This window comes from Bradyrhizobium sp. 132 (genome assembly GCF_023074185.1).
In the GTDB taxonomy this organism is placed as follows: domain Bacteria; phylum Pseudomonadota; class Alphaproteobacteria; order Rhizobiales; family Xanthobacteraceae; genus Bradyrhizobium.
This window is the reverse complement of record NZ_JADPKY010000132.1, coordinates 324,186-346,218: the sequence shown is the minus strand read 5'-3', so window position 1 is coordinate 346,218 and position 22,033 is coordinate 324,186. Positions and strand designations below refer to the sequence as shown.

The window sequence follows — 22,033 nt, the reverse complement described above, 5'->3', positions numbered from 1 at the left end:
CAGGATACGATCTCAACGAGTTCGATTTTATTTTCCACGATGCGGCAGCCGCGGAAAAAACGCGGCGGTCTCAATCGGTTAGGTCGAGAAACGCGTGAAAGCGCTCACTCGAACAGCGGCGCCAGCTCCATCTGCGGCACCAGCACGAGACCCTTGTCGGTGAGGCGAATTTCCGGAATGACCGATAGCGGAATCAAATTGAAGCCCATGTAGGGGATGGTGCAGCCGGCCTCCGCCCATTCCTTCTTCAGAGCTTTGACCTCCTCGGCCACCTCCGTGACGCGCTTGTCGGACAAGAGCCCGGCGATTGGCAGCGGCACCAGCGCCCTCACCTTGCCGTCGGCGACGACACAGACGGCGCCGTGCTGTGCCTTGATGGCCGATATCGCCGCCTGCATATCGGCCTCGTTGGTTCCGGCAACGATGATGTTGTGGCTGTCGTGCCCGACGCTGGAGGCTACCGCCCCGCGCTTCAGGCCAAAATCCTTCAGCAAGCCATAGGCGACGTTGCCGGCCGATTTGCCGTGGCGCTCGACCACCGTAACGAAGCACAGGCCGTAGCGCGCAAACAGCGACGGCCAGTCTTTTGCGGGCTCGATCGCGATCTTCTCATGGATCAGCGTGATGCCGGGCAGCGCGGTCTTGATCGCGTTGACGGTACAGGCTTTCGCCGGCAACTCCGGCGTCAACTTGACCTTCTCGGGCAGCTTCACGGTCGCATATGCCGCCTTCGGATATTGATAACGCTGCGACAGCGCCTGATCGAGCTTCGGCGTGATCTTACGGTGCTCGACCACGAGTTCGCCACCGTACCAGGTGCATTGCGGCCTGAGATTGTCGTCTACCAACACCAGATCGGCGCGGCGGCCGCCGCCGAACCCGCCGATATCGCCATCGATGCCAAAGCGCGTCGCACCATGCAGCGACCCCATTGACCAGGCCTGCTCGGGCGACATTCCCGCCTTCACCGCCTCCCGCACCACCCAGTCGAGGCCGAACAGCAGCAGATCATCGGCGTCGCGGTCATCGGTGCACACGGCGGTGCGCTTGTGCGAGGCGCCGAGCTCGGTGATGGTGCGGATCGCCTGCGGCAGCGAGTGCCATGGCGTGGTCGGCGGGCCGCCACGCAAAAACACCCAGACGCCGGCATCGAGCAAATCGTCGGCGATGTCGCGGTCGATCGCCTCATGGGTGTCGGTGACGCCGGATGCCGCATAGGCCGCGACGAATTCGCGGCCATAGACATGGCCGGACACCGGTCGCCCGCGCTTCAGGGCGGCGGCGAGGATGGCGTGGCTGCGTTCATCGCCCATGGTAACAGGCACAAAATCCATCTTCTCGCCGAGCCCGACTGCTTCCGGCCAGCGGTCGAACAGGCCGGCGATCTTGTCCGGCGTGAGGTCGCCGCCCGCAGTCTCCAGTGCGGCCGAGGTGGCCGGTACCGTGCTCGGCACCGTCAGGAAGATCGAAAGCGGGGCTTCGCGCGCGTCCTCCAACATGGCCTCAACGCCGGCGACGTCCATGACGTTGCCGATCTCGTGGCTGTCGCAGAAGATCGTGGTGGTGCCGTTGAGCAGTGCCGCCTCGGCATAGGCGCAGGCCGTCACCATCGAGGATTCGATGTGGATGTGCGGATCGACCAGGCCGGGCGCGATGATGCCGCCGGCGGCGTCGTACAGCGGCACGTTGCCGAAGAATCGCTTCGCAGCACCCGCCGGCTTCACCGCCGCAATGCGCCCCCCGGTAATCCAGACCTCGCGGTTCGCGTGGATGCGCTCGGAATAGGTCGAGAGCACCCGCGCACCTGATATGACGAGATCGGGCGCGACCCGCGCGGAGGCGACATCGGCCAGACGCCGCGTCATCGCGTGCAGCGGCGCGACGGCAAAGCGGGTGAGTTTTGTCATGAGCGCTCTCGCGGGATGTTACGGCCCCGCGATGGTTACGCCCTGAGCCAGACCGGGCAAGCTCAAATATAACAGCACGCCTGCTTACGCCTTGGGTGGAACGCCTGCCGTCCCTGACCTTCTGCGCGGGTTCCGCGTTTTCGACGGTGGTGCGGCAGCAGGCTTGACCCGAATCCGCATCGACCGCCCCTTCGGCTCATCGATCTCGAAGGAGTTTGTCTTCCGCACGAGGTCACTCAGCTTGCGGAAACCGAACGTCCTCGGATCGAAATCGGACGCCAGATTGGCAAGCTGCCGCCCGACCTCTCCGAGCGTGACCCAGCCGTCTTCGCTCTCCATCTGGGTGATGACCCTCTTGATGATGGGGGTTGCCCCATCGGGCGGCTGAAGTGGCGCTGACCTCGCCGCCGCATCCTGCGTGTTCGCGGGGGCGGGAAGCAGGTTCTCCGTATAGACGAACCTTCGGCAGGCCTGCCGGAAGCTTTCCGGCGTCTTCTGCTCGCCGAACCCAAAGACATCGACGCCCTGCTCGCGGATACGGGCGGCAAGACGGGTAAAGTCGCTGTCGGACGACACCAGGCAGAAGCCATCGAACCGGCCGCTGTGAAGCAGGTCCATCGCGTCGATGACCAGCGTTATGTCGGATGCATTCTTTCCCGTCGTATAGGCGAATTGCTGCTGCGGGATGATGGCGTGTTTCGACAGGATGTCGGCCCAGCCCCTGGACCTGGCATTGGAGAAATCGCCGTAGATACGGCGGACGCTGGCCTCGCCGATCTTGGCGATCTCCTCGAACAGTCCATCCGCGATCTTGGCCGAAGCATTGTCGGCATCAATCAGGACGGCGAGACGGGGCGAACGGAGCTCTGACGGCATGACTTTCCCCAAAAGGACGCGACAACGGTGGACGGATATACCGATGTCGGGGCTCTTGCCGCCAGAGCTGATTTCTCCCGCAAGGTGGCGATGGAGCGCAGGCCTGGCTCAACCCGGCTTTGCCGCCGGCATCACGCCGCCAAGCGCTGCCGTCAGTTCCGCCGCGACGTCCCGCACCACGCGGCCGATCTCGGGCAGCCGGCCGTCGGTGACGCGGCTGGTCAAGCCGGACACCGAGATCGCGGCGAGCGGCTCGGCGCTGGGGCTGTAGACCACGGCTGCGACGCAGCGCAGACCCATCTCGGCCTCTTCATCATCCACTGCAAAACCCTGCTTGCGGATGGTCGCGAGCTCCCTGAACAGATCGCTCGGTCGCACGATGGATTTCTCGGTCAGGCGTGGCATGCCGTGATGGCGGATGACGGCACTGACGTCCTCGTCGGAGTAGGTCGCAAGCACCGCCTTGCCGACACCCGATGTCACCATGGCGACGCGACCGCCGACCTTGGTCAGCGAGCGCATGATCTCGCGGCTCTCCATCCGGGTCAGCACGATGATGAACTCGTCGTCGACGACGGCGAGATTGGCGGTCTCGCGGGTGAGATCGCGCAGCTTGCGCAAATAGGGAATGGCCTGGGCGCTGAAATTGCGCCGTCGGGCAAAGCTCGCGCCGACCGTGAAGCTGCGCACACCGACATGCCATTTGGATTCGGCGCGGTCGAATTGCACGAAGCGGCGGCTTTCCAGCGTCGCCAGCAGGCGGTGCACGGTTGAGGCCGACAGGCCGGTGCGGACGGCGAGATCGCTGAGGCGATAGCCTTCGTCGTCCTCGGCCAGCGTCTCGAGGATCGACAGCGCGCGGCCGACGGACTGCACACCGCCGTCGCGCGCGTCGTGGTCTGCCTCCGACGATCGAGGCTCGAGCGATTTGCGCCGGATCACGTTCTTGCCCATCGCGACCTGACAATTGTCACCTCTCTCCGCGTGCGGAGAGAGGTGAAAGTCCTCGTGTCAGAGCAGCCCTGCCCCGCGCGCCCATTTGTACTTGGCGCCCAGGACCTCGACCGGCAGTTCGGTCGAATAGGCATAGGCCGGGATGCCGTTCTGGTAGAGATATTCGGCGGCTTCCTCGACCTCGACGTCGCCGGCGAGCGAGGCGACGATCGGCTTCACAAAACCCTTCGCCTCCATCTCCTTCTTCACCTCGACCATGTTACGGGCGAACACCATCGGCGGCGTGACGATAGTGTGCCAGTAGCCGAGGATCAGCGAATGGATGCGCTCGTCCGTCAGGCCGAGCTTGACCGTGTTGACGTAGGTGATCGGCGGCTCGCCACCGGTGATGTCCACAGGATTTCCGGCCGCGCCGAACGGCGGGATGAACTTGCGGAAGGCCGCATCGAGATCCGGCGGCATCGACATCAGCGACAGGCCGTTGTCGACGCAGGAGTCCGACAGCAGCACGCCCGAGCCGCCTGCACCGGTGATGATCAGGACGTTCTCGCCCTTGGGCGTCGGCAGCACCGGCACGCCGCGCGCGAACTCGAGCAGCTGCCGCAGCGAGCGGGCGCGGATCACGCCGGACTGCGCCAGGACGTCCTCGTAGATCTTGTCGTTGCCGGCGAGCGCGCCGGTGTGCGACGAGGCTGCCTTCGCACCGGCGGAGGTGCGGCCGGCCTTGAGCACGATGACAGGCTTCTTCTTGGAGACGCGTTTTGCGGCTTCGGCAAAGGCGCGGCCGTCCTTGAGATCCTCGCAGTGCTGCGCAATCAGGTTGGTGTTCGGATCCTGCTCGAAGAAGGCGAGCAGATCGTCCTCGTCGATATCGGACTTGTTGCCGAGACCGACGATGGCCGACACACCCATTTTTGCCGAGCGCGAAAAACCGATGATGGCCATGCCGATGCCACCCGACTGCGATGACAGCGCCGCGTGGCCCTTGACGTCGTAGGCGGTGCAGAAGGTCGCGCAGAGATTGGCCGGCGTGTAGTAGAAGCCGTAGATGTTCGGCCCCATCAGGCGGATGTCGTATTTCTTGCCGACCTCGACGATCTCGGCCTGGAGCTCCGGCGCGCCGGCTTCCGCGAAGCCCGACGGAATCAGAACCGCGCCGGGAATTTTCTTCTCGCCGCATTCGGTCAGCGCCGCGGCCACGAACTTCGCGGGAATCGCGAACACCGCGGTGTCGATCACGCCCGGCACGTCCTTGACGCTCTTATACGCCTTGTAGCCGAGGATTTCGGCGGCCTTGGGATGGATCGGGTAGATGTCGCCCTTGTAGCCGCCGTTGATGAGGTTCTTCATCACGGAATTGCCGATCTTGCCGTCTTCGGCCGAGGCACCGACCACGGCAACCGCCTTCGGCTGCATGATGCGGCTCATGGCCGCGACGATCTCTTCGGTCGGGCGCGGCTTCGGCTTGGGCACGTAAGCGAAATCGACGACGATGCGGACGTCGGCGGCGATCGCGTCCTTTGCCGTCGCGAACACCGGGTTGAGATCGAGCTCGACCATCTCGGGGAAATCAGTGACGAGCTGCGAGACCTTGACGATGATATCCGCAAGCGCCGTGCGGTTCACCGGCTCGCCGCCGCGAACGCCCTTCAAAATCTCATGCGCCTGGATGCCGTCGAGCATCGACAGCGCGTCTTGCTTGGTCGCGGGCGCCAGGCGGAAGGTGATGTCCTTCAGGACCTCGACCAGCACGCCGCCAAGGCCGAAGGCAACCAGCTTGCCGAACGAAGCGTCGGTGATCGACCCGACGATCACTTCGGTGCCGCCGGCCAGCATCTGCTGCACCTGGACGCCCTCGATCTTGGCATCGGATTTGTACTTCTTGGCGTTGCCGAGAATGGTGTCGTAGGCCTTCTCGGCGTCTTCGGCCGTCTTGAGGCCGACGATGACGCCGCCGGCTTCGGTCTTGTGGAGAATGTCCGGCGAGACGATCTTCATCACCACCGGGAAGCCCATGGACGAGGCCATCTTGCCAGCCTCGCCGGCCGACTTCGCCACGCCCTCCTTCGGCACCGGAATGCCGTAGGCGTCGCAGACCAGCTTGCCTTCCGGCGCGGTCAGGCTGGTGCGGTTGTCCGCCTTGACCTGGTCAAGCACCTTGCGGACGGCATCTTTGGAATTGGACATGTGGCTTCTCCCTGGACCTTAGTTCTTTCTCAAAGCGCGCGCGTGTTGCGGCTGCCCGTGATGCTTGCCAATCGCCGCGCTCTGTTCCATGTCGCGGAGCGGAGTGGCGTAAGCCTGAGACTACTCCGCAGCTTTGGATCAAAAATGGCTGGCGATGGCATTTGGTATGCCAGAAGCCAACTTGTCAAGCTGCAGCGCACCTTAGAATGCTGCGAAAAATAGGCAGCTTGACATTCTGGTATTTGGTATGCCAAAAACTTTCCGGTCAATATTCCTGTAAAAGACGACTCCCACTGGAGGAGATTCGTCGTGTCACTGCGGAAACCAACCAAGGCGTTGCCGAACATGGCCGAGGCAGATATCGCAATCGTTCGTATTGCCCCGGAGAGCAGCTTCAAGAACAAGGCGTATGACGCCTTGAAGCAAGCTATCCTCAAGATGGACATCTACTCGACGCCCGAGCCGGTGATGCTCGACGAGCGCGCGCTGTCAGAACGCCTGGGTGTGAGCCGCACGCCGATCCGCGAAGCCATCGCGATGCTCGAGCAGGACGGTCTCGTGAAAACGGTTCCGCGCCGCGGCATCATGGTGGTGCGAAGGACCAAGACCGAGATCGTGGACATGATCCGCGCCTGGGCGGCGCTGGAAAGCATGGCGGCCCGCCTCATCACCACCACCGCGCGCAAGAAAGACATCACGGCGCTGCGCGACTACTTCAAGGACTTTGGCAAGGACCGCCTGCCCGAGGATCACGTCGAGGAATATTCGCGCGCCAACATCGCCTTCCACCAGGCGCTGATCTCGCTGTCGGAATCGTCGGTGCTGGTCGATCTCACCAACGACCTCCTGCTGCACGTGCGCGGCTATCGCCAGCTGACTATCGGACGCAAGGACCGCACAGCGACTTCGCTGCCCGAGCATCTCGGCATGATCGAAGCACTGGAAGCGCGCGACACCGAGCTCGCCGAGAAGCGCGCCCGCGACCACACCCTCGGCCTTGCTGCTTACGTCGAAGCGCACGGCCAGGAATTATTCAACTAGCAACGTTCACCAGAAGGGCGAAGCACTCGCCCCAGTAGCTGAGACCAGGGAGACAACGCCCATGCTGAATACCGCGACCAAGTCCGAAGCACCGGGCACCGAGCAGGAATTGACGGATGGTTTTCATCTCGTTATCGACGCGCTCAAGCTGAACGGCATCAACACGATCTATAATGTGCCGGGCATCCCGATTACGGATTTGGGCCGCATGGCGCAGGCGGCCGGTATTCGCATGATCTCGTTCCGCCACGAGCAGAACGCCGGTTATGCGGCGGGTATCGCCGGCTACCTCACCAAGAAGCCCGGGATCTGCCTCACCGTCTCCGCGCCAGGCTTCCTCAACGGTCTCACCGCGCTCGCGCACGCCACCACCAACTGCTACCCGATGATCCTGATCTCGGGCTCCTCCGAGCGCGAGATCGTCGACCTCCAGCAGGGCGACTACGAAGAGATGGACCAGCTCGCGATTGCCAAGCCGCTGTGCAAGGCGGCTTATCGTGTGCTGCACGCCCAGGACATCGGCATCGGCCTGGCCCGCGCCATCCGTGCCGCCGTCTCCGGCCGTCCCGGCGGCGTCTATCTCGATTTGCCGGCAAAGCTATTCGGCCAGGTGATGAACGCCGATGCCGGCCGGAAGTCGCTGGTCAAGGTGATCGACGCGGCTCCCGCGCAGATCCCCTCGCCCGCTTCCATCAAGCGCGCGCTTGATGTGTTGAAGAACGCAAAACGTCCGCTCATCATCCTCGGCAAGGGCGCGGCCTACGCGCAGGCCGACGAGGAGATCAAAACCTTCGTCGAGAAGAGCGGCGTCCCCTTCCTGCCGATGAGCATGGCCAAGGGCCTCCTCTCCGACACCCATCCGCAATGCGCAGGTGCTGCTCGCTCGACGGTGCTGAAAGAATCCGACGTCGTGCTGCTGATTGGCGCCCGGCTGAACTGGCTGCTCTCGCACGGCAAGGGCAAGAACTGGGGCGAAGCGCCCAAGAAGTTCATCCAGGTCGACATCGAGCCCAGGGAAATGGACTCCAACGTCGAGATCGTCGCACCGGTCGTCGGCGACATCGGCTCGGTCGTCTCCGCCTTCAACCAGGCGATGGCTTCGGGCTGGACCGCCCCGCCGACCGAATGGACCAAGGCGATTTCGACCAAGCGTGAAGAGAACGTCGCCAAGATGGCGCCGAAGCTCATGAACAACAAATCGCCGATGGACTATCACGGCGCGCTCGGCGTGCTGAAGAACGTGATCAAGGATCATCCCGAGGCGATCCTCGTCAACGAGGGCGCCAACACGCTCGATCTCGCCCGCGGCGTCATCGACATGTACAAGCCGCGCAAGCGTCTCGACGTCGGCACCTGGGGCGTGATGGGCATCGGCATGGGCCAGGCGATCGCGGCAACGCTCGAGACCGGCCACCCCGTGCTCGCGGTGGAAGGCGACAGCGCGTTCGGTTTCTCCGGCATGGAGGTCGAGACCATCTGCCGCTACAATTTGCCGATCTGCATCGTCATCTTCAACAATGACGGCATCTATCGCGGCACCGACGTCAACGGCGCCAACGCCGATCCGGCGACGACGGTGTTCGTCAAGGGTGCGCGCTACGACAAGATGATGGAAGCCTTCGGCGGCGTCGGCGTGAACGCGACCTCGCCGGACGAGCTCAAGCGCGCCGTCAACGAGGCGATGGCCTCGGGCAAGCCGACGCTCATCAACGCGGTGATCGATCCGGCTGCAGGTTCCGAGAGCGGCCGCATCGGCAACCTCAATCCGCAGAGCGTTCTGCAGAAGAAAAAGTAAGTCCTCCCCTTCAACCCTTTATTCCCTGCGGTTGGCAGGGGCAGACAGAGTACGGAGCAACACGATGACCAAGGCGCTTGAGGGCGTTCGCATTCTCGACTTTACCCACGTCCAGTCCGGACCGACCTGCACGCAGCTGCTGGCCTGGTTCGGCGCCGACGTGATCAAGGTGGAACGTCCGGGCGTGGGTGACATCACCCGCGGCCAGCTGCAGGACATCCCGAACGTGGACAGCCTGTATTTCACCATGCTCAACCACAACAAGCGCTCGATCACGCTCGACACCAAGAACCCCAAGGGCAAGGAAGTCCTCACCGAGCTGATCAAGAAGTGCGACGTGCTGGTCGAGAACTTCGGCCCCGGCGTGCTCGACCGCATGGGTTTCCCGTGGGAGAAGATCCAGGCGATCAACCCGAAGATGATCGTCGCCTCGATCAAGGGCTTTGGTCCCGGACCGTACGAAGACTGCAAGGTCTATGAGAACGTCGCGCAGTGCACCGGCGGCGCCGCCTCCACCACCGGCTTCCGCGACGGTCTTCCGCTGGTCACCGGCGCACAGATCGGCGACAGCGGCACCGGTCTGCATCTGGCGCTCGGCATCGTCACCGCACTCTATCATCGCACCCATTCCGGCAAGGGCCAGAAGGTCACTGCCGCGATGCAGGACGGCGTGCTCAACCTCGCGCGCGTCAAGCTGCGCGACCAGCAGCGCCTCGCCCATGGCCCACTGAAGGAATACAGCCAGTTCGGCGAAGGCATTCCGTTCGGCGATGCCGTGCCGCGCGCCGGCAACGATTCCGGCGGTGGCCAGCCCGGCCGCATCCTGAAGTGCAAGGGCTGGGAGACCGATCCCAACGCCTACATCTACTTCATCACCCAGGCCCCGGTCTGGGAGAAGATCTGCGACGTGATCGGCGAGCCGACCTGGAAGACCGATCCGAACTACGCCAAGCCGGCCGTCCGCCTGCCGCGCCTGAACGAGATCTTCGGCCGCATCGAACAGTGGACGATGACCAAGACGAAGTTCGAGGCGATGGAAATCCTCAACAAGGACGACATCCCCTGCGGCCCGATCCTGTCGATGAAGGAGATCGCCGAGGACCAGTCGCTGCGCGCGACCGGCACCGTGGTCGAGGTCGACCACCCTACCCGCGGCAAGTACATCTCGGTCGGCAACCCGATCAAGCTGTCGGACTCCCCAAGCGACGTGGAGCGCTCCCCGCTGCTCGGCGAGCACACCGACGAGATCCTGCGCAGCGTACTCGGCTTCTCGGACCACCAGGTCGCCGACATCCACAAGTCCGGCGCGCTCGATCCGCCGCAGAAGCAGGCCGCGGAGTAAGCGGAGCTACCCGAGAATACAGAAGGCCGCCGGTTTTGGCGGCCTTTTTGCTGGCGCCGAGATGAACCATGTCGCGCAATCGGCACGTTTCCTGGGTTGACCCGCCAAAGCGAATAAGGACTAATCTTGGGGAACCGATGCGGCAGCCGGCCGTTGTTATCTCGACCGGTGTGCTCTCAAATGCGGGCGTGCCGCGGCCATAGCGAGTGACTGAACGCCTCGCAAAAGACCTGCATACCGCTGAAGAACTGGCCGCCTTCTCCCTGGAAGGCGAGGCCTAATCATGCAGGATGCGAGACGAAGGCGTCGCGTCCCGGTCGAACCACGAACGTTGATGAAAGTGAGATCGAAATGTTGAAAGATCAATCCCCTGATCGCGCCAAGCGTGAAGCCAACAAGGCGTTCAAACCAACCACAACGCAAAAACCGGTGAATGACTATGCGAAGGACCAGAACTCCTTCAACGAGAACCGGGAGCGGCTGAAAGCCGAGCGATTGGCCCGCGAAGCCAAGCCGGGAAACGATTCCGACTAGGAGCCCGCTCAACCGGCTTCCGATCGCAAACGCGCTGGAAGCCTGGCATCGAAATCGATCCCGATCTAAAGCATCGAGAGCACGACGATCCCGTCTTCAAGCTCGCCTAGGGCCAGCCGAGTCCGCGCGACGCGCTCTAATTCCGTTCGGTTCTTTTGAAGATAGCTGAAGGCCTGCTTCTGCGTCAGGAACGCGGTGGCAAGTCGACACATTTGCCGGCCCGCGCCAAGCGCGAGAAAGAAAGTGATTGTGCCACCGCTGTCCGACTTTATTCTAGGCACGACCCGCACTCTTTGGCATGTGACCGGCCCTCTCCAGATTTTCGTCGGCGCTTTTAGTGCCGGCTATGGCGGCAGCTTCTTCTTGCGCTTCGCGGGGGCAGGCGCCGGCAACGATGCTTGAAGGGTCGCGTCGGCCGCTTCCTTGGCCCGGCGCAGCTCTCGAAGCCGCGCCATGTTCTTGCGAACATCGACGGCTTGCTTTTCGGCATCCGCCATGGCTCGCACGCCTTCTTCGGCAGCCAAACGCTGACGATTGGTGCGCGCGATGGCTTCAGGTGATGGTTCGGCCGATTTCCTGGCGCTCATTATTCACCCTGCTCTGCAACAGACAAAACCCGCTCAATCCTGGGATCGAGCGGGTGGCGTGGCCGTTTCAGTACATCCGTGAAACGGCACCAGGGCTTTAAGCCAGCGAGAGATTCTCTGCGCTGACCTTGCCCCGCATCTTGTCGGTCTTGAGCTCGAAGTTGACCTTTTGGCCCTCTGCGAGACCCGCAAGACCAGCCCGCTCGACCGCGCTGATGTGAACGAACACATCATTACCGCCGTCGTTCGGCTGAATGAATCCAAAGCCCTTCTGGCCGTTAAACCACTTCACAGTACCTGTTGTCATTTTCTTCTCCAAAGCGCATACGCGCGCGCCCCGCGCGATAGTCACGCAGAACCAAGTCAATTCGTCGATGTCTATGGAAAAGGAGCCCGCGGGCGCATTCAACAAGGCACAGCGGCTGAACGAACAGCTCTAACGTATACCACATCTGCCTCATTTGCAAGGCTTGGGCGGATTCCAAGGCGCTTGGCCAGCCTTCATGGCTTGACCAGCCTTCAAGGCTTGGCCGGATTCAAGGATTGGCCGGACCTCATGCCTCAGGAACTCGACGGCGAGATACGTCCGCGTCAGGACGGACGGAGTAGGCACGATGCCGCAGGATGGCGGCAGTCTGCCAGCTCTCGCCAGGCATCCCTATAGAAATTCGAGACGCCCTGTCGGATCGGAAGTATCTCGTTCGTCATCTAGACATGAATGGGCAATAGACGCTGAGGTCGAGCCCGGCGATTCATGAGGAAGAACGATCATGCCCAGCACTGTCCGCCTGCACCGCGTTCTCTCGACCAGCCCCGAGAAAGTCTATCGCGCTTTTCTGGAGGCGGATGCGCTGGCGAAATGGCTTCCGCCGAATGGCTTTACCTGCACCGTGCATCATTTCGAGCCGAAGGTCGGGGGCACGTTCAAGATGTCGTTCCGTAACTTCACGACGGGCAACAGCCACGCCTTCGGCGGCGAATATCTCGAACTCATCCCCGGCGAACGTCTCCGCTACACCGACAAGTTCGACGACCCCAATCTGCCGGGTGAGATCGAGGTGACGGTGTTGCTGAAGAAAGTATCCGTCGGCACCGAGGTGGATATCACGCAGGCCGGCATTCCCGACGTCATCCCGCCGGAGGCCTGTTATCTCGGCTGGCAGGAGTCGCTGCGGAATCTGGCGAAGCTCGTCGAGCCCGAGATCAACCAGTAGCGTCCCACGCGGAGCCGAGCGCGCGCCAAAGGCGGGCGTCTCGAAGGATGGGCGGCAGAGAACAGCCTTGAATGCGATAGTCCTGTCCGGAAGCGGAGCAAGCGATCGAGCCCAGTCTCACAGCGCTTACGCGCCCACCCTCGACTCCAGCCCGCCGCTTGCGGTCCAGCGCTCCGGGTCGGGGCTGTGTCCGATCAAGGCCAGGCCGTAGGCAATCGACTCGAACTGGTCGCCCGACATCAGCCGTTCGTTGCCGAACCGCTCGGCGAACAGTTTTCGGACAGCGGGGACGAAGGACGTGCCGCCGGTCAAAAATACCTTCTCAATTTCGCGCGCGGTGATGCCGGCTTCGCCCAGCACCTTGTCGACGGTGGCCCCGAGCCTCGCGATATCGTCGCCAATCCAGGCTTCAAAATTCTTCCGTGTAATGGTCGAGCCAATGTCGACCCCGCCGCCCTTGAAGCGGAATTCGACCTGGTCCTGCGCCGACAACGCGACCTTGGCGTCGGACACCGCGCGGTACAGCGAAAAGCCGAGGTCGAGATCGACGATGGTGATGAAGTCCTCGAGCAGAGCCGGCTTCACCGCGGTGCGCGCAAGCTCCCGGAGCTCGCGCAGGTCGCCGTTGCTCTTCATCATCGCGAGCTGATGCCAGCGAGCGAGATTGGTGTAGTGGCCGGTGGGGATCGGCAGCACCTTGTCGAACGAGCGGAAGCTGGAGCCTTTGCCGAGGCGCGGCGAAACGACATGGTCGACGATGCGGTAATCGAAGGTGTCGCCCGCAATGCCGATGCCGGCATGGCCGAGCGGCTCGGCACGCAAGCTGCCGCCTTTGCGCGAGAAACGCATCACGGAGAAATCGCTGGTGCCGCCGCCAAAATCCGCGACCAGCACGGTGGCGTCGCGCTCCAGCCGGCGGGCGAACGAGAACGCGGCGCCGACCGGCTCGTAGACATAGCGCGCGTGACCGGCGCCAAGGCGCTCGAACGCGGTCCGGTAGCGCTGCATCGCCAGCGCTTCGTCGGGATTGCCGCCGGCGAAGCGCACCGGGCGGCCGACCGTGATGGTCGACGTCTCGAAGCCGAATTTGTCGCCGCCATGGCGCGCCAGCGTCCGCAGGAACGCCGCCAGAATATCCTCGAACTTGTAGCGCTGCCGGAACACCTGGGTGGTGTTGAAGCTCGAGCTCGCCGCGAAGGTCTTGAACGACTGGAGGAAGCGGTAGACGTGGCGCCCTTCGAGGAACTGCTCGATCGCCCAAGGGCCGCCTTCGGCCTGGGCCCCGGCTCCCGGCCGGTCCTCCCAGAAGCACAGCGCCGAGACAAAGACGCTGTGGCGCTGTCCGCCATGGTCGAAACGGATGGCCTCGACCCGGCGGTCGTCCGCTGCAATGGCTACGACCGTGTTGCTGGTCCCAAAATCGATGCCGATCGAGACGGCGGGCGAGGCGCTCGACATGAACCACTCTGACAGATGATTGGAAGGGGGCAGACCACTAACGGCTTTGCCTTGCCCTGCCAAGACCTTGCCCTGCCAAGACCTTGCCCTGCCAAGACCCTGCCGGACCGCCAAACACCGCGTTTCGGCTGTCCAGGAGGACGTTAAGCGCGAAACGGCCCCATTAACCCGCGTTATGTTGCAATGCGGGATGTCGCATGCTGCCATGCAATGGCATGCGTAGACAGTGGCATCTGGTATACATAGATTGTCCTTTGAAATGAGACAGCAATACTGACCGTCTCAAGAAGGGATTTCCAATGTCCAAGACCGCTGCCGTCGCTCTCGCACCGTCCTCCTCGCTGTTCGCCCGCCTGATGGCGACGATCGACCGCCTTCTGATGGCGAGCGCCGAGATTTCGAATCACAACGGCGACCTCCCCCGTTTCGGCCTGTAAGCCCGCGCTGCCAGGAGCGCGACGGTTTCAGACCGGTTCGCATACTACTTTTGATGAATGGCCCCGCAGGACGGGCCCATTTCTACTTGTGCTGGCCTGAGTCACAGCCGCAACCGGTCAAGGTACTGCGGCATTTGCGCACGGTGACCGGACCAGCGCTTGAAGCTTGGCATAATGCATACAAGAATGCCGTTCCAGCGCTCGCAGAAAAATGAGAGGCGCCACGGGAGGCTTTATGACGGACATGGTGCAAGCAACCGCCCCTACAGCTGCGCGCGTTAGCGACACGTATCGCTGGACGCAACTGGCGGTCGGGGTCGGGGCGATGGTGATGATCGCCAACTATCAATACGGCTGGACGTTCTTCGTCCCCGACATCCAGAAGAAATTCGGCTGGGATCGCGCGTCGATCCAATGGGCCTTCACACTGTTCGTGCTGTTCGAGACCTGGCTCGTGCCGGTCGAAGGCTGGTTCGTCGACAAATACGGCCCGCGCCTCGTCGTGCTCATCTGCGGCGTGCTGTGCGCCATCGGCTGGGCGATCAATGCCCAGGCCACCACGCTCAACGGCTTCTATCTCGGCATGATCATCGCGGGCATCGGCGCGGGCGGCGTCTATGGCACCTGCGTCGGCAATGCGCTGAAATGGTTTCCTGACAAGCGCGGCCTTGCCGCCGGCATCACGGCTGCCGGCTTCGGCGCGGGCTCCGCGCTCACGGTCGCGCCGATCCAGGCCATGATCAAGGATAGTGGGTTCCAGACCACCTTCCTCTATTTCGGTCTCGGCCAGGGCATTGTCATTTGCATCCTCGCCTTCTTCCTGCTCGCGCCGAAAGCAGGTCAGGTGCCGAGCGTGGTCGCGAACGCCGCGCTGGTGCAGACGCGCCGCAACTACCAGCCGACCGAGGTCCTGCGTCAGCCGATCTTCTGGCTGATGTACTTCATGTTCGTGATCGTCGGCGCCGGCGGCCTGATGGTGACGGCGAACCTGAAGCCGATCGCGCTCGACTGGAAGGTCGACAACGTGCCGGTCACGCTGATGGCGGTGACGATGACCGCGGTGACTTTCGCGGCCACGATCGACCGCGTGCTCAACGGCCTGACGCGTCCGTTCTTCGGCTGGATCTCCGACATGATCGGACGCGAGAACACGATGTTCATCGCCTTCGGTATGGAAGGCATCGGCATCTGGATGCTCTACCTCTGGGGCCACGATCCGCTCTGGTTTGTGCTGCTCTCGGGCTTCGTGTTCTTTGCCTGGGGTGAGATCTACTCGCTGTTCCCCTCGACCTGCACCGACACGTTCGGCGCCAAGTTCGCGACCACCAATGCGGGCCTGCTCTACACGGCGAAGGGTACGGCCTCGCTGCTGGTCCCGATCGGCAACTACATGCAGCAGTCGTCGGGCAGTTGGGACCACGTGTTCATCATCGCGGCCGGCGCCAACATCCTGGCCTCGGCGCTGGCGATCGCGGTGCTCAAGCCCTGGCGCAAGGTCGTGGTCGCGCAATCGACTATCTGACACACGCTCCAAAAGCGCTTCTTGCGCAAAACGCCCGGCCTCAGGCCGGGCGTTTTCGTTTTGCGCGAAGCTTTCGCGAGCCCAGTTTTTCCCAATGGAACCCGCCTTTTGTCACCAGGGCGCCAAGTTAGGGCTTGCAATCTGGAATATGGTATACCAAAGTCCCCGCCGCGCTTGCGACGATAAGCCACAATATTGCGACATCAGGTCATCTTGCAACCGGTGTCGAACAGACAGGCGCTTGGGAGGTTCTTGATGATTTCCGGCACCGACGGCGCCGTCACGGCCGCGCCTCTTCGCACAGGTTTCCGTTGGCTCCAGCTCGTCATGGGCATCGTCTGCATGGCGATGATCGCCAATCTGCAATACGGCTGGACGCTGTTCGTCGATCCGATCGATCATACGCACCACTGGGGCCGCGCCGCGATCCAGCTCGCTTTCACCATCTTCGTCGTCACCGAAACCTGGCTGGTGCCGATCGAGGCCTGGTTCGTCGACAAATACGGCCCGCGCCTCGTCATCATGTTCGGCGGCGTCATGATCACGCTGTCGTGGATTCTCAACTCCTACGCCGATAGCCTCACTTTGCTCTATGCGGCCGCGATCATCGGGGGCATGGGCGCGGGCGCGGTGTACGGCACCTGCGTCGGCAACGCGCTGAAGTGGTTTCCCGACCGCCGCGGCCTTGCCGCCGGCGCAACTGCCGCCGGCTTCGGCGCAGGCGCCGCGCTCACCATCGTGCCGATCGCGACCATGATCGCAACGAGCGGCTATCAGCACGCGTTCTTCACCTTCGGCATCGGCCAGGGCGTGATCGTCTTCGTGCTCGCCTTCTTCATCCAGCCGCCGCGGATTTCGATCCCGCCGAAGAAGAGGCAGCTCAATCTGCCGCAGACCAAGATCGACTTCACCCCGCCGCAGGTGCTGCGCGCCCCTATTTTCTGGGTAATGTATCTCGTCTTCGTCATGGTCGCCTCCGGCGGCCTGATGACCGCGGCGCAGATCGCCCCGATCGCGCACGACTTCAAGATCGCCGACACGCCGGTGACGCTTGCAGGCTTCCAGATGGCGGCACTGACGTTCGCGATCTCGCTCGACCGCATCTTCGACGGTTTCGGACGCCCCTTCTTCGGCTTCGTCTCCGACACGATCGGCCGCGAGAACACCATGTTCATCGCCTTCGGCACCGCCGCGCTGATGTTGCTGACGCTGTCGTCCTATGGCCACGTGCCGGTCGTCTTCGTGCTCGCGACCGCAGTCTATTTCGGCGTGTTCGGTGAGATCTACTCGTTGTTCCCCGCAACCTGCGGCGACACCTTCGGCTCGAAGTTCGCAACCACAAACAACGGCATGCTCTACACCGCGAAGGGCACGGCATCCCTGCTCGTTCCGCTCGCCAGCGTGATCTCGGCGACGTACGGGTGGAAAGCCGTGTTCGTGGTCGCGGTGGCGCTGAACGCGACGGCGGCGCTGATGGCGCTGTTCGTGATCAAGCCGATGCGCCGCTCCTTCATCCTCGGCAAGGAAGCCGAGAGCGTCAACGCCGCGACGGCTAACGCCACGACCGAGACGGCGTAACGGCCACACACCTTGCTCGGTTGAGAAAGGGGCGCAGCGATGCGCCCCTTTCTTTTTGCTTTTGGGGAACGGCAAACGTCAGCAGTGCTGCCGCAAGATTTTTCGGATCAGCCAAATCCAACGCTTGACCATTGGCATTATGTATACCACACTTGCCTCAACATTCACCCAGGGAGGTTGCAATGCTGGTCGGAGACATTCTGCGCAAGAAGACACCGCGCGTTGTCACGGTGCGAATGAACGAAACGGTGGGTATCGCCGCCAAGCTGATGCGCGCCAACAATATCAGCGCACTGGTGGTGAAGGACGTGGTCCGCTCCGAGGGGAACACCGCGGTCGGCATGTTCACCGAGCGCGACGTCGTGCGCGCCGTCGCCGAGCACGGCGCCAATGCCGTCAACGTCAAGGTCTCGCAGCTGGTCTCGGTGCAGCAGCTCGTGTCCTGCACGTCGAGCGACACGATCGAGCACATCCGCCATCTGATGAACCAGAATCACATCCGCCACCTGCCTGTCATCGACGATTACAGTCTGGTCTCGGTCGTCAGCATGCGCGACATCGCCGCTGCCATGGACGAAGCGCTCAACCGCACGCCGCAAGCAGCAGCCTGAAGGCGTCGCCGCACTTCTTGGAACTGAAGCCACGGAAAAAGGGCGCCCCCTCTCCCGCTTGCGGGAGAGGGTTGGGGAGAGGGTCTCTCCGCTAGGAAGACTCCCCAGGAGGATAGAGCCCTCACCCGCCGCGCTCTTCGAGCGCGTCGACCTCTCCCGCAAGCGGGAGAGGTGCAGAGAGCCTGTGGCGTGAACGATCGAACGAACGACCAATTTTGGTCCCGCGAGGATTCCATGAAGATCTGCATCTACGGCGCCGGCGCGATCGGCGGATATCTCGGGGTTCAGCTCGCGCGCGCTGGCGCCGACGTCAGTCTCATCGCACGCGGCGCCCACCTCGCCGCGATGCGCGAGCGCGGCTTGACGCTGCTCGCGGGCGAGGAGAAGCACACCGTGCATCCGCGCTGCACTGACGATCCCGCCGAGCTCGGCGTGCAGGACTACATCATCATCACGCTGAAGGCGCACTCGATCACCGGCGTGATCGAGAAGATGCAGCCGCTGCTCGGACCCCACACCCGCATCGTCACCGCCGTCAACGGCATCCCCTATTGGTACTTCTACAAGCACGGCGGCCAATACGAGAACGCGACGCTGGAGAGCATCGACCCCGGCGGACGGCAGTGGCGCGAAATCGGCGCCGGGCGCGCCATCGGTTGCATCGTCTACCCCGCCACCGAAATCGAGGCGCCCGGCGTGATCCGCCACGTCTACGGCAACAATTTCCCGCTCGGCGAGCCCTCCGGTGAAATCACCCCGGACGTGCAACGCCTCGCCGATCTCTTCATCGCCGCCGGGCTGAAAGCGCCCGTGCTCGACCGCATCCGCGACGAGATCTGGCTGAAGCTGTGGGGCAATGTCTGCTTCAACCCGATCAGCGCGCTGACCCATGCAACGCTCGACGTGATCTGCACCGATCCCGCCACCCGCGCGCTGTCGCGCGCGATCATGATGGAGACGCAAGGCATCGCCGAGACGTTCGGCGTCAAATTCCGCGTCGACGTCGAGCGCCGCATCGAGGGCGCGCGCAAGGTCGGCGCGCACAAGACTTCGATGCTCCAGGATCTCGAGCGCGGCCGTCCGATGGAGATCGACCCGCTCGTCACCGTCGTGCAGGAGATGGGCCGCCTCACCGGCGTCGCCACCCCCGCGCTCGACTCGGTGCTGGCGATGGTGACCCAGCGCGCCCGCATCGCCGGTCTCTATGACGGCATCACGACGCCATCAGATCCACGCGCACTGGCGGTGGCATGATGGCTGGCGAGATGAAACAATGGCTCCGCTTCCGCAACAGCGGTGCGACCGGCTTCGGCGCGCTGAATTCGTCAGGCATCAGCGTGCACGAGGGCGAGATGTTCGGCCGCCATGCAGCCACCGGCAAGACGCTGGCACTGTCGGAGGTCGAGCTGCTCGCGCCCTGCGCGCCCAGCAAGATCGTCGCGCTCTGGAATAATTTTCACGCGCTCGCGGCCAAGCTCAACCAGCCTGAGCCACCGGAGCCGCTCTATCTGCTGAAGGCCACCACCAGCATCACGACACCTGGCGCCGTGATCCGCCGTCCCTCTTATTACGACGGCAAGACAACATATGAGGGCGAGCTCGGCATCGTCATCGGCAAGACCTGCGCGCGCGTCGCGCCGGCGGAAGCAGACAGCTTCATCTTCGGCTACACCTGCGTCAACGACATCACCGCCAACGACATCCTGACCAGCGATCCCACGTTCCCGCAATGGGCTCGTGCCAAGGGCATCGACGATTACGGCCCGTTCGGTCCCGTCATCGCCACCGGTCTCGATCCGGCCAAGCTGGTGGTCCGCACCATTCTCAACGGCGCGGAGCGGCAGAACTATCCGATATCGGACATGATCTTCACAGCGCAGGAACTGGTCAGCAAGATCTCCCACGACATGACCCTGCTCCCCGGCGACCTCATTGCCGTCGGCACCTCCGTCGGCGTCGGCGTGATGAAAGAGCCGGTGAACACGGTGACCGTCGCGATCGACGGCATCGGCGAGCTCACCAACGAGTTTCGGCTGTAGCGCAATCTCTGTCGTTCGATGGATTCCGGGCTCGGGCTACGCGCCGCCCCGGAATGACGGCCAAGGGGACCTGACGTCGCCCGTTCCAATTCGGGAAAATCCGGTACTCTCCACCGCCCCTCCACCGATCGACTGACGCAACCAGCCGTGGATCGCGCTACCGGAAACGTCCGGGCAAGCCCCGCGACCCTTTCGCGCCAGCGCCTCGGCGCGTTTCAGGAGACGCTGGCGACGCTGAACGGCTTCAAGACGGAGCTGTCGAAGTCGCAGGCCGACCTCGTCCCGCTGAAGGCCCCGGTGTTGGGCATCGAGGCTCTGATTACGGACGTCGGCACCACCCGCGACCTCCTCGCCAAAACCATCGGCGAGATCGAGGCGAGCGGCGACGTCACCCTCGCCTCGCGCGTCGACGCGCTGACCAAGAGCAAGCGCGAGGCCAAAGACCGCCTCGCCCGCATCTTCGACAATTTCAACGCGCTCGACGGATTGCGGAAAGACATCGGCGGGATTTTCTCGACGATTCGGAGCAGCCTAAACCGGATCGGGTGAGGCCGAGCTGCGTAGGATGGATTCGCTGCGTTCAACTCATTCTGCGAGCCGCGTGCTCCGAAACGTTCAGACACATCACATCTCCATGCGCCCAGCAGATGCCGCCAACATGTCCCGCGGATGCCGCACTGTGGACGCATTCGGCCGCCCTTCTGTGAGGCGTGTCTGGGGGCACGGCGGTGCCGTGTTTGGACCAAACCTTCTAGGGGTATGACTGTGAAGAAGATTGTATTTGTCGTAGGTGCTACGCTTGCTCTGGTGACGGTTGCGAATGCTGCGGATCTGCCGCGCCGCCAGCCCGTTCCCGTTTATTCGGAGCAGGCGCCGATCGGCAAGATGCCGATTGGCAAGAGCCCGGTTGGAAAGGCCCCGATCGGCAAGGCGCCCGGCCCGGTCGCGGCGCGCTACTGACGCGTTAGCGAAGTACGCGCAGAAGAAGCAAGCGCAGACTTGGCGTAAGCGGCCGACAGTCGAGGGGCACAGCGTGACGAACAAACCTGATCGATCGGGACCCTGCATCCTTGCGGGATTTGCGCTCGCGGCCATGATCGCGTGTACGACACCCTCGGCCTCGGCCCACGAAGCGAACAAGCGCGTTGCTGACGCAAACGCGCTTGCCACGACCGACACCGTATCGCGGCCGGCGCCGCCATCGACGCGGCGCGCGGTCGCGCGCGCGGAGAAAGGTCCGTACTACGTCGATTTCCGCGCCCGCACGGCCGCGAGCTGGGGCCACGCCTTCGTCTGGTACGGCAAGACCAGCGAGCGCGCCGTCGAGGTGGCAGGGCTCACGCCCGCCGGCGACACCTGGGCCTATGTGCTCGGTCACGTCACCTGGGTGCCGGCGGAGACCGGCGCGAGTTACGGCGATCTCGACCCGGACTATCTGACCGCGAACTACCGCGTCTATTTGAACGAAGCCGACGCCAAGCGCGTGTTTGCCTATATCAAGAAATTGCAGGCGAGCTCGCCGGTCTGGAACGCCGAGACCACCAACTGCACCGGCTTCATCGGCGACATCGCCGAGTACATGGGATTGAAGGTCCCCTACCGCTGGCAGCGGCCGGAAAACTTCGTCAACAGCCTCAAGGAAATAAACGGCGGCCGCCAGATGGTGCGACTGTCGGCGGAGTAGCCGCAGCCTTGTGACCCGTCGGGCAAAACACTCCGCGCAATTCCCCCACCTCGCTTGTCAATCCTCCGCGCCAAAAATATTCCACTTTACCGAAATTCTGATTTACCGTACACACGAACCACCCTGTCCGAGACAAGGGACGGATCGCGATCGTCGCGAACGGCGGGCAGGGTAGCGATGGACGCGACGGCGTCGGGCGCGATCGGAATTGCAGGGCGGCCTTGCCGTGAGCAGTCACCACCGCGCGTACGACACGATGCCGACAGC

The 22,033-nt window shown here is 63.2% G+C and carries 22 protein-coding genes; 14 read left to right on the top strand and 8 right to left on the bottom strand.

Annotated features, from left to right (window positions below; all coding sequences use genetic code 11):
* Positions 1 to 104: 104 nt before the first annotated feature.
* The 4 genes from IVA74_RS29540 to IVA74_RS29525 form a co-directional block, all read right to left on the bottom strand.
* Positions 105 to 1,907: an adenine deaminase C-terminal domain-containing protein gene (locus IVA74_RS29540; protein ID WP_247350020.1), complete on the bottom strand. Its 1,803-nt coding sequence runs from the start codon at positions 1,905 to 1,907 to the stop codon at positions 105 to 107.
* 84 nt (positions 1,908 to 1,991) lie between these two features.
* Positions 1,992 to 2,783 (bottom strand): NYN domain-containing protein, encoded by a 792-nt coding sequence (locus IVA74_RS29535; protein WP_247350018.1) that lies wholly within the window; start codon positions 2,781 to 2,783, stop codon positions 1,992 to 1,994.
* A 108-nt stretch (positions 2,784 to 2,891) separates the two neighbouring features.
* A complete protein-coding gene (locus tag IVA74_RS29530; RefSeq protein ID WP_247350017.1) occupies positions 2,892 to 3,737 on the bottom strand; it encodes an IclR family transcriptional regulator in 846 nt (281 codons plus the stop codon).
* A 57-nt stretch (positions 3,738 to 3,794) separates the two neighbouring features.
* On the bottom strand, positions 3,795 to 5,924 hold the full coding sequence (locus IVA74_RS29525) for an acetate--CoA ligase family protein (RefSeq protein ID WP_247350014.1): 2,130 nt from the start codon (positions 5,922 to 5,924) through the stop codon (positions 3,795 to 3,797).
* Between the two features lie 345 nt (positions 5,925 to 6,269).
* Between IVA74_RS29525 and IVA74_RS29520 the strand changes: the two genes are divergently transcribed.
* From IVA74_RS29520 to IVA74_RS29505, 4 genes are all read left to right on the top strand, one after another.
* Positions 6,270 to 6,965, top strand: a complete 696-nt coding sequence (locus tag IVA74_RS29520) for a GntR family transcriptional regulator (protein ID WP_247350268.1) — start codon at positions 6,270 to 6,272, stop codon at positions 6,963 to 6,965.
* A gap of 61 nt (positions 6,966 to 7,026) precedes the next feature.
* A complete protein-coding gene (oxc, locus tag IVA74_RS29515) occupies positions 7,027 to 8,760 on the top strand; it encodes an oxalyl-CoA decarboxylase (protein ID WP_247350012.1) in 1,734 nt (577 codons plus the stop codon).
* A gap of 64 nt (positions 8,761 to 8,824) precedes the next feature.
* The gene (frc, locus tag IVA74_RS29510; RefSeq protein WP_247350010.1) at positions 8,825 to 10,102 is read left to right on the top strand and encodes a formyl-CoA transferase; all 1,278 of its coding nucleotides are present in this window, start codon (positions 8,825 to 8,827) and stop codon (positions 10,100 to 10,102) included.
* A gap of 351 nt (positions 10,103 to 10,453) precedes the next feature.
* A complete protein-coding gene (locus IVA74_RS29505) occupies positions 10,454 to 10,636 on the top strand; it encodes a hypothetical protein (RefSeq protein ID WP_247350009.1) in 183 nt (60 codons plus the stop codon).
* A gap of 65 nt (positions 10,637 to 10,701) precedes the next feature.
* On the opposite strand, the gene IVA74_RS29500 is transcribed toward IVA74_RS29505, so the two are convergent.
* The 3 genes from IVA74_RS29500 to IVA74_RS29490 form a co-directional block, all read right to left on the bottom strand.
* The gene (locus IVA74_RS29500; RefSeq protein ID WP_247350007.1) at positions 10,702 to 10,926 is read right to left on the bottom strand and encodes a hypothetical protein; all 225 of its coding nucleotides are present in this window, start codon (positions 10,924 to 10,926) and stop codon (positions 10,702 to 10,704) included.
* 54 nt (positions 10,927 to 10,980) lie between these two features.
* Positions 10,981 to 11,223, bottom strand: coding sequence for a transcriptional regulator (locus tag IVA74_RS29495; RefSeq protein WP_247350006.1), 243 nt, complete (start codon positions 11,221 to 11,223; stop codon positions 10,981 to 10,983).
* Positions 11,224 to 11,320: 97 nt separating this feature from the next.
* A complete protein-coding gene (locus IVA74_RS29490; RefSeq protein ID WP_007593324.1) occupies positions 11,321 to 11,530 on the bottom strand; it encodes a cold-shock protein in 210 nt (69 codons plus the stop codon).
* A gap of 463 nt (positions 11,531 to 11,993) precedes the next feature.
* Here IVA74_RS29490 and IVA74_RS29485 point away from each other — a divergent pair, with 463 nt between their 5' ends.
* Complete coding sequence (locus IVA74_RS29485) at positions 11,994 to 12,437, top strand: SRPBCC family protein (RefSeq protein ID WP_247350005.1); 444 nt, start codon at positions 11,994 to 11,996, stop codon at positions 12,435 to 12,437.
* Between the two features lie 126 nt (positions 12,438 to 12,563).
* Here IVA74_RS29485 and IVA74_RS29480 read toward each other — a convergent pair whose 3' ends face one another.
* Positions 12,564 to 13,895: an Hsp70 family protein gene (locus tag IVA74_RS29480; protein ID WP_247350004.1), complete on the bottom strand. Its 1,332-nt coding sequence runs from the start codon at positions 13,893 to 13,895 to the stop codon at positions 12,564 to 12,566.
* A 299-nt stretch (positions 13,896 to 14,194) separates the two neighbouring features.
* Between IVA74_RS29480 and IVA74_RS29475 the strand changes: the two genes are divergently transcribed.
* From IVA74_RS29475 to IVA74_RS29435, 9 genes are all read left to right on the top strand, one after another.
* The gene (locus tag IVA74_RS29475; protein ID WP_247350003.1) at positions 14,195 to 14,332 is read left to right on the top strand and encodes a hypothetical protein; all 138 of its coding nucleotides are present in this window, start codon (positions 14,195 to 14,197) and stop codon (positions 14,330 to 14,332) included.
* A gap of 235 nt (positions 14,333 to 14,567) precedes the next feature.
* Positions 14,568 to 15,854 (top strand): oxalate/formate MFS antiporter, encoded by a 1,287-nt coding sequence (gene oxlT, locus IVA74_RS29470; protein ID WP_247350002.1) that lies wholly within the window; start codon positions 14,568 to 14,570, stop codon positions 15,852 to 15,854.
* Positions 15,855 to 16,109: 255 nt separating this feature from the next.
* Complete coding sequence (gene oxlT / locus IVA74_RS29465) at positions 16,110 to 17,432, top strand: oxalate/formate MFS antiporter (protein WP_247350000.1); 1,323 nt, start codon at positions 16,110 to 16,112, stop codon at positions 17,430 to 17,432.
* 182 nt (positions 17,433 to 17,614) lie between these two features.
* Entirely contained in the window at positions 17,615 to 18,043 is a 429-nt protein-coding gene (locus IVA74_RS29460; protein ID WP_247349999.1) for a CBS domain-containing protein, read from the top strand.
* A gap of 234 nt (positions 18,044 to 18,277) precedes the next feature.
* The gene (locus IVA74_RS29455; protein ID WP_247349997.1) at positions 18,278 to 19,297 is read left to right on the top strand and encodes a 2-dehydropantoate 2-reductase; all 1,020 of its coding nucleotides are present in this window, start codon (positions 18,278 to 18,280) and stop codon (positions 19,295 to 19,297) included.
* Positions 19,294 to 20,082, top strand: a complete 789-nt coding sequence (locus IVA74_RS29450) for a fumarylacetoacetate hydrolase family protein (protein WP_247349995.1) — start codon at positions 19,294 to 19,296, stop codon at positions 20,080 to 20,082. The genes IVA74_RS29455 and IVA74_RS29450 overlap by 4 nt, the downstream gene beginning before the upstream one ends.
* Positions 20,083 to 20,229: 147 nt before the next feature.
* Positions 20,230 to 20,631, top strand: coding sequence for a hypothetical protein (locus tag IVA74_RS29445; protein WP_247349993.1), 402 nt, complete (start codon positions 20,230 to 20,232; stop codon positions 20,629 to 20,631).
* Positions 20,632 to 20,841: 210 nt separating this feature from the next.
* A complete protein-coding gene (locus IVA74_RS29440) occupies positions 20,842 to 21,042 on the top strand; it encodes a hypothetical protein (protein ID WP_007608336.1) in 201 nt (66 codons plus the stop codon).
* A gap of 73 nt (positions 21,043 to 21,115) precedes the next feature.
* Positions 21,116 to 21,766: a hypothetical protein gene (locus IVA74_RS29435; protein ID WP_247349991.1), complete on the top strand. Its 651-nt coding sequence runs from the start codon at positions 21,116 to 21,118 to the stop codon at positions 21,764 to 21,766.
* Positions 21,767 to 22,033 lie beyond the last annotated feature (267 nt).

Bases quoted from the DNA above. Each gene is read 5' to 3' on its own strand.
- IVA74_RS29540 (WP_247350020.1), bottom strand. From the start codon at position 1,907: ATGACAAAACTCACCCGCTTTGCCGTCGCGCCGCTGCACGCGATGACG.
- IVA74_RS29535 (WP_247350018.1), bottom strand. From the start codon at position 2,783: ATGCCGTCAGAGCTCCGTTCGCCCCGTCTCGCCGTCCTGATTGATGCC.
- IVA74_RS29530 (WP_247350017.1), bottom strand. From the start codon at position 3,737: ATGGGCAAGAACGTGATCCGGCGCAAATCGCTCGAGCCTCGATCGTCG.
- IVA74_RS29525 (WP_247350014.1), bottom strand. From the start codon at position 5,924: ATGTCCAATTCCAAAGATGCCGTCCGCAAGGTGCTTGACCAGGTCAAG.
- IVA74_RS29520 (WP_247350268.1), top strand. From the start codon at position 6,270: ATGGCCGAGGCAGATATCGCAATCGTTCGTATTGCCCCGGAGAGCAGC.
- oxc (WP_247350012.1), top strand. From the start codon at position 7,027: ATGCTGAATACCGCGACCAAGTCCGAAGCACCGGGCACCGAGCAGGAA.
- frc (WP_247350010.1), top strand. From the start codon at position 8,825: ATGACCAAGGCGCTTGAGGGCGTTCGCATTCTCGACTTTACCCACGTC.
- IVA74_RS29505 (WP_247350009.1), top strand. From the start codon at position 10,454: ATGTTGAAAGATCAATCCCCTGATCGCGCCAAGCGTGAAGCCAACAAG.
- IVA74_RS29495 (WP_247350006.1), bottom strand. From the start codon at position 11,223: ATGAGCGCCAGGAAATCGGCCGAACCATCACCTGAAGCCATCGCGCGC.
- IVA74_RS29490 (WP_007593324.1), bottom strand. From the start codon at position 11,530: ATGACAACAGGTACTGTGAAGTGGTTTAACGGCCAGAAGGGCTTTGGA.
- IVA74_RS29485 (WP_247350005.1), top strand. From the start codon at position 11,994: ATGCCCAGCACTGTCCGCCTGCACCGCGTTCTCTCGACCAGCCCCGAG.
- IVA74_RS29480 (WP_247350004.1), bottom strand. From the start codon at position 13,895: ATGTCGAGCGCCTCGCCCGCCGTCTCGATCGGCATCGATTTTGGGACC.
- IVA74_RS29475 (WP_247350003.1), top strand. From the start codon at position 14,195: ATGTCCAAGACCGCTGCCGTCGCTCTCGCACCGTCCTCCTCGCTGTTC.
- oxlT (WP_247350002.1), top strand. From the start codon at position 14,568: ATGACGGACATGGTGCAAGCAACCGCCCCTACAGCTGCGCGCGTTAGC.
- oxlT (WP_247350000.1), top strand. From the start codon at position 16,110: ATGATTTCCGGCACCGACGGCGCCGTCACGGCCGCGCCTCTTCGCACA.
- IVA74_RS29460 (WP_247349999.1), top strand. From the start codon at position 17,615: ATGCTGGTCGGAGACATTCTGCGCAAGAAGACACCGCGCGTTGTCACG.
- IVA74_RS29455 (WP_247349997.1), top strand. From the start codon at position 18,278: ATGAAGATCTGCATCTACGGCGCCGGCGCGATCGGCGGATATCTCGGG.
- IVA74_RS29450 (WP_247349995.1), top strand. From the start codon at position 19,294: ATGATGGCTGGCGAGATGAAACAATGGCTCCGCTTCCGCAACAGCGGT.
- IVA74_RS29440 (WP_007608336.1), top strand. From the start codon at position 20,842: ATGACTGTGAAGAAGATTGTATTTGTCGTAGGTGCTACGCTTGCTCTG.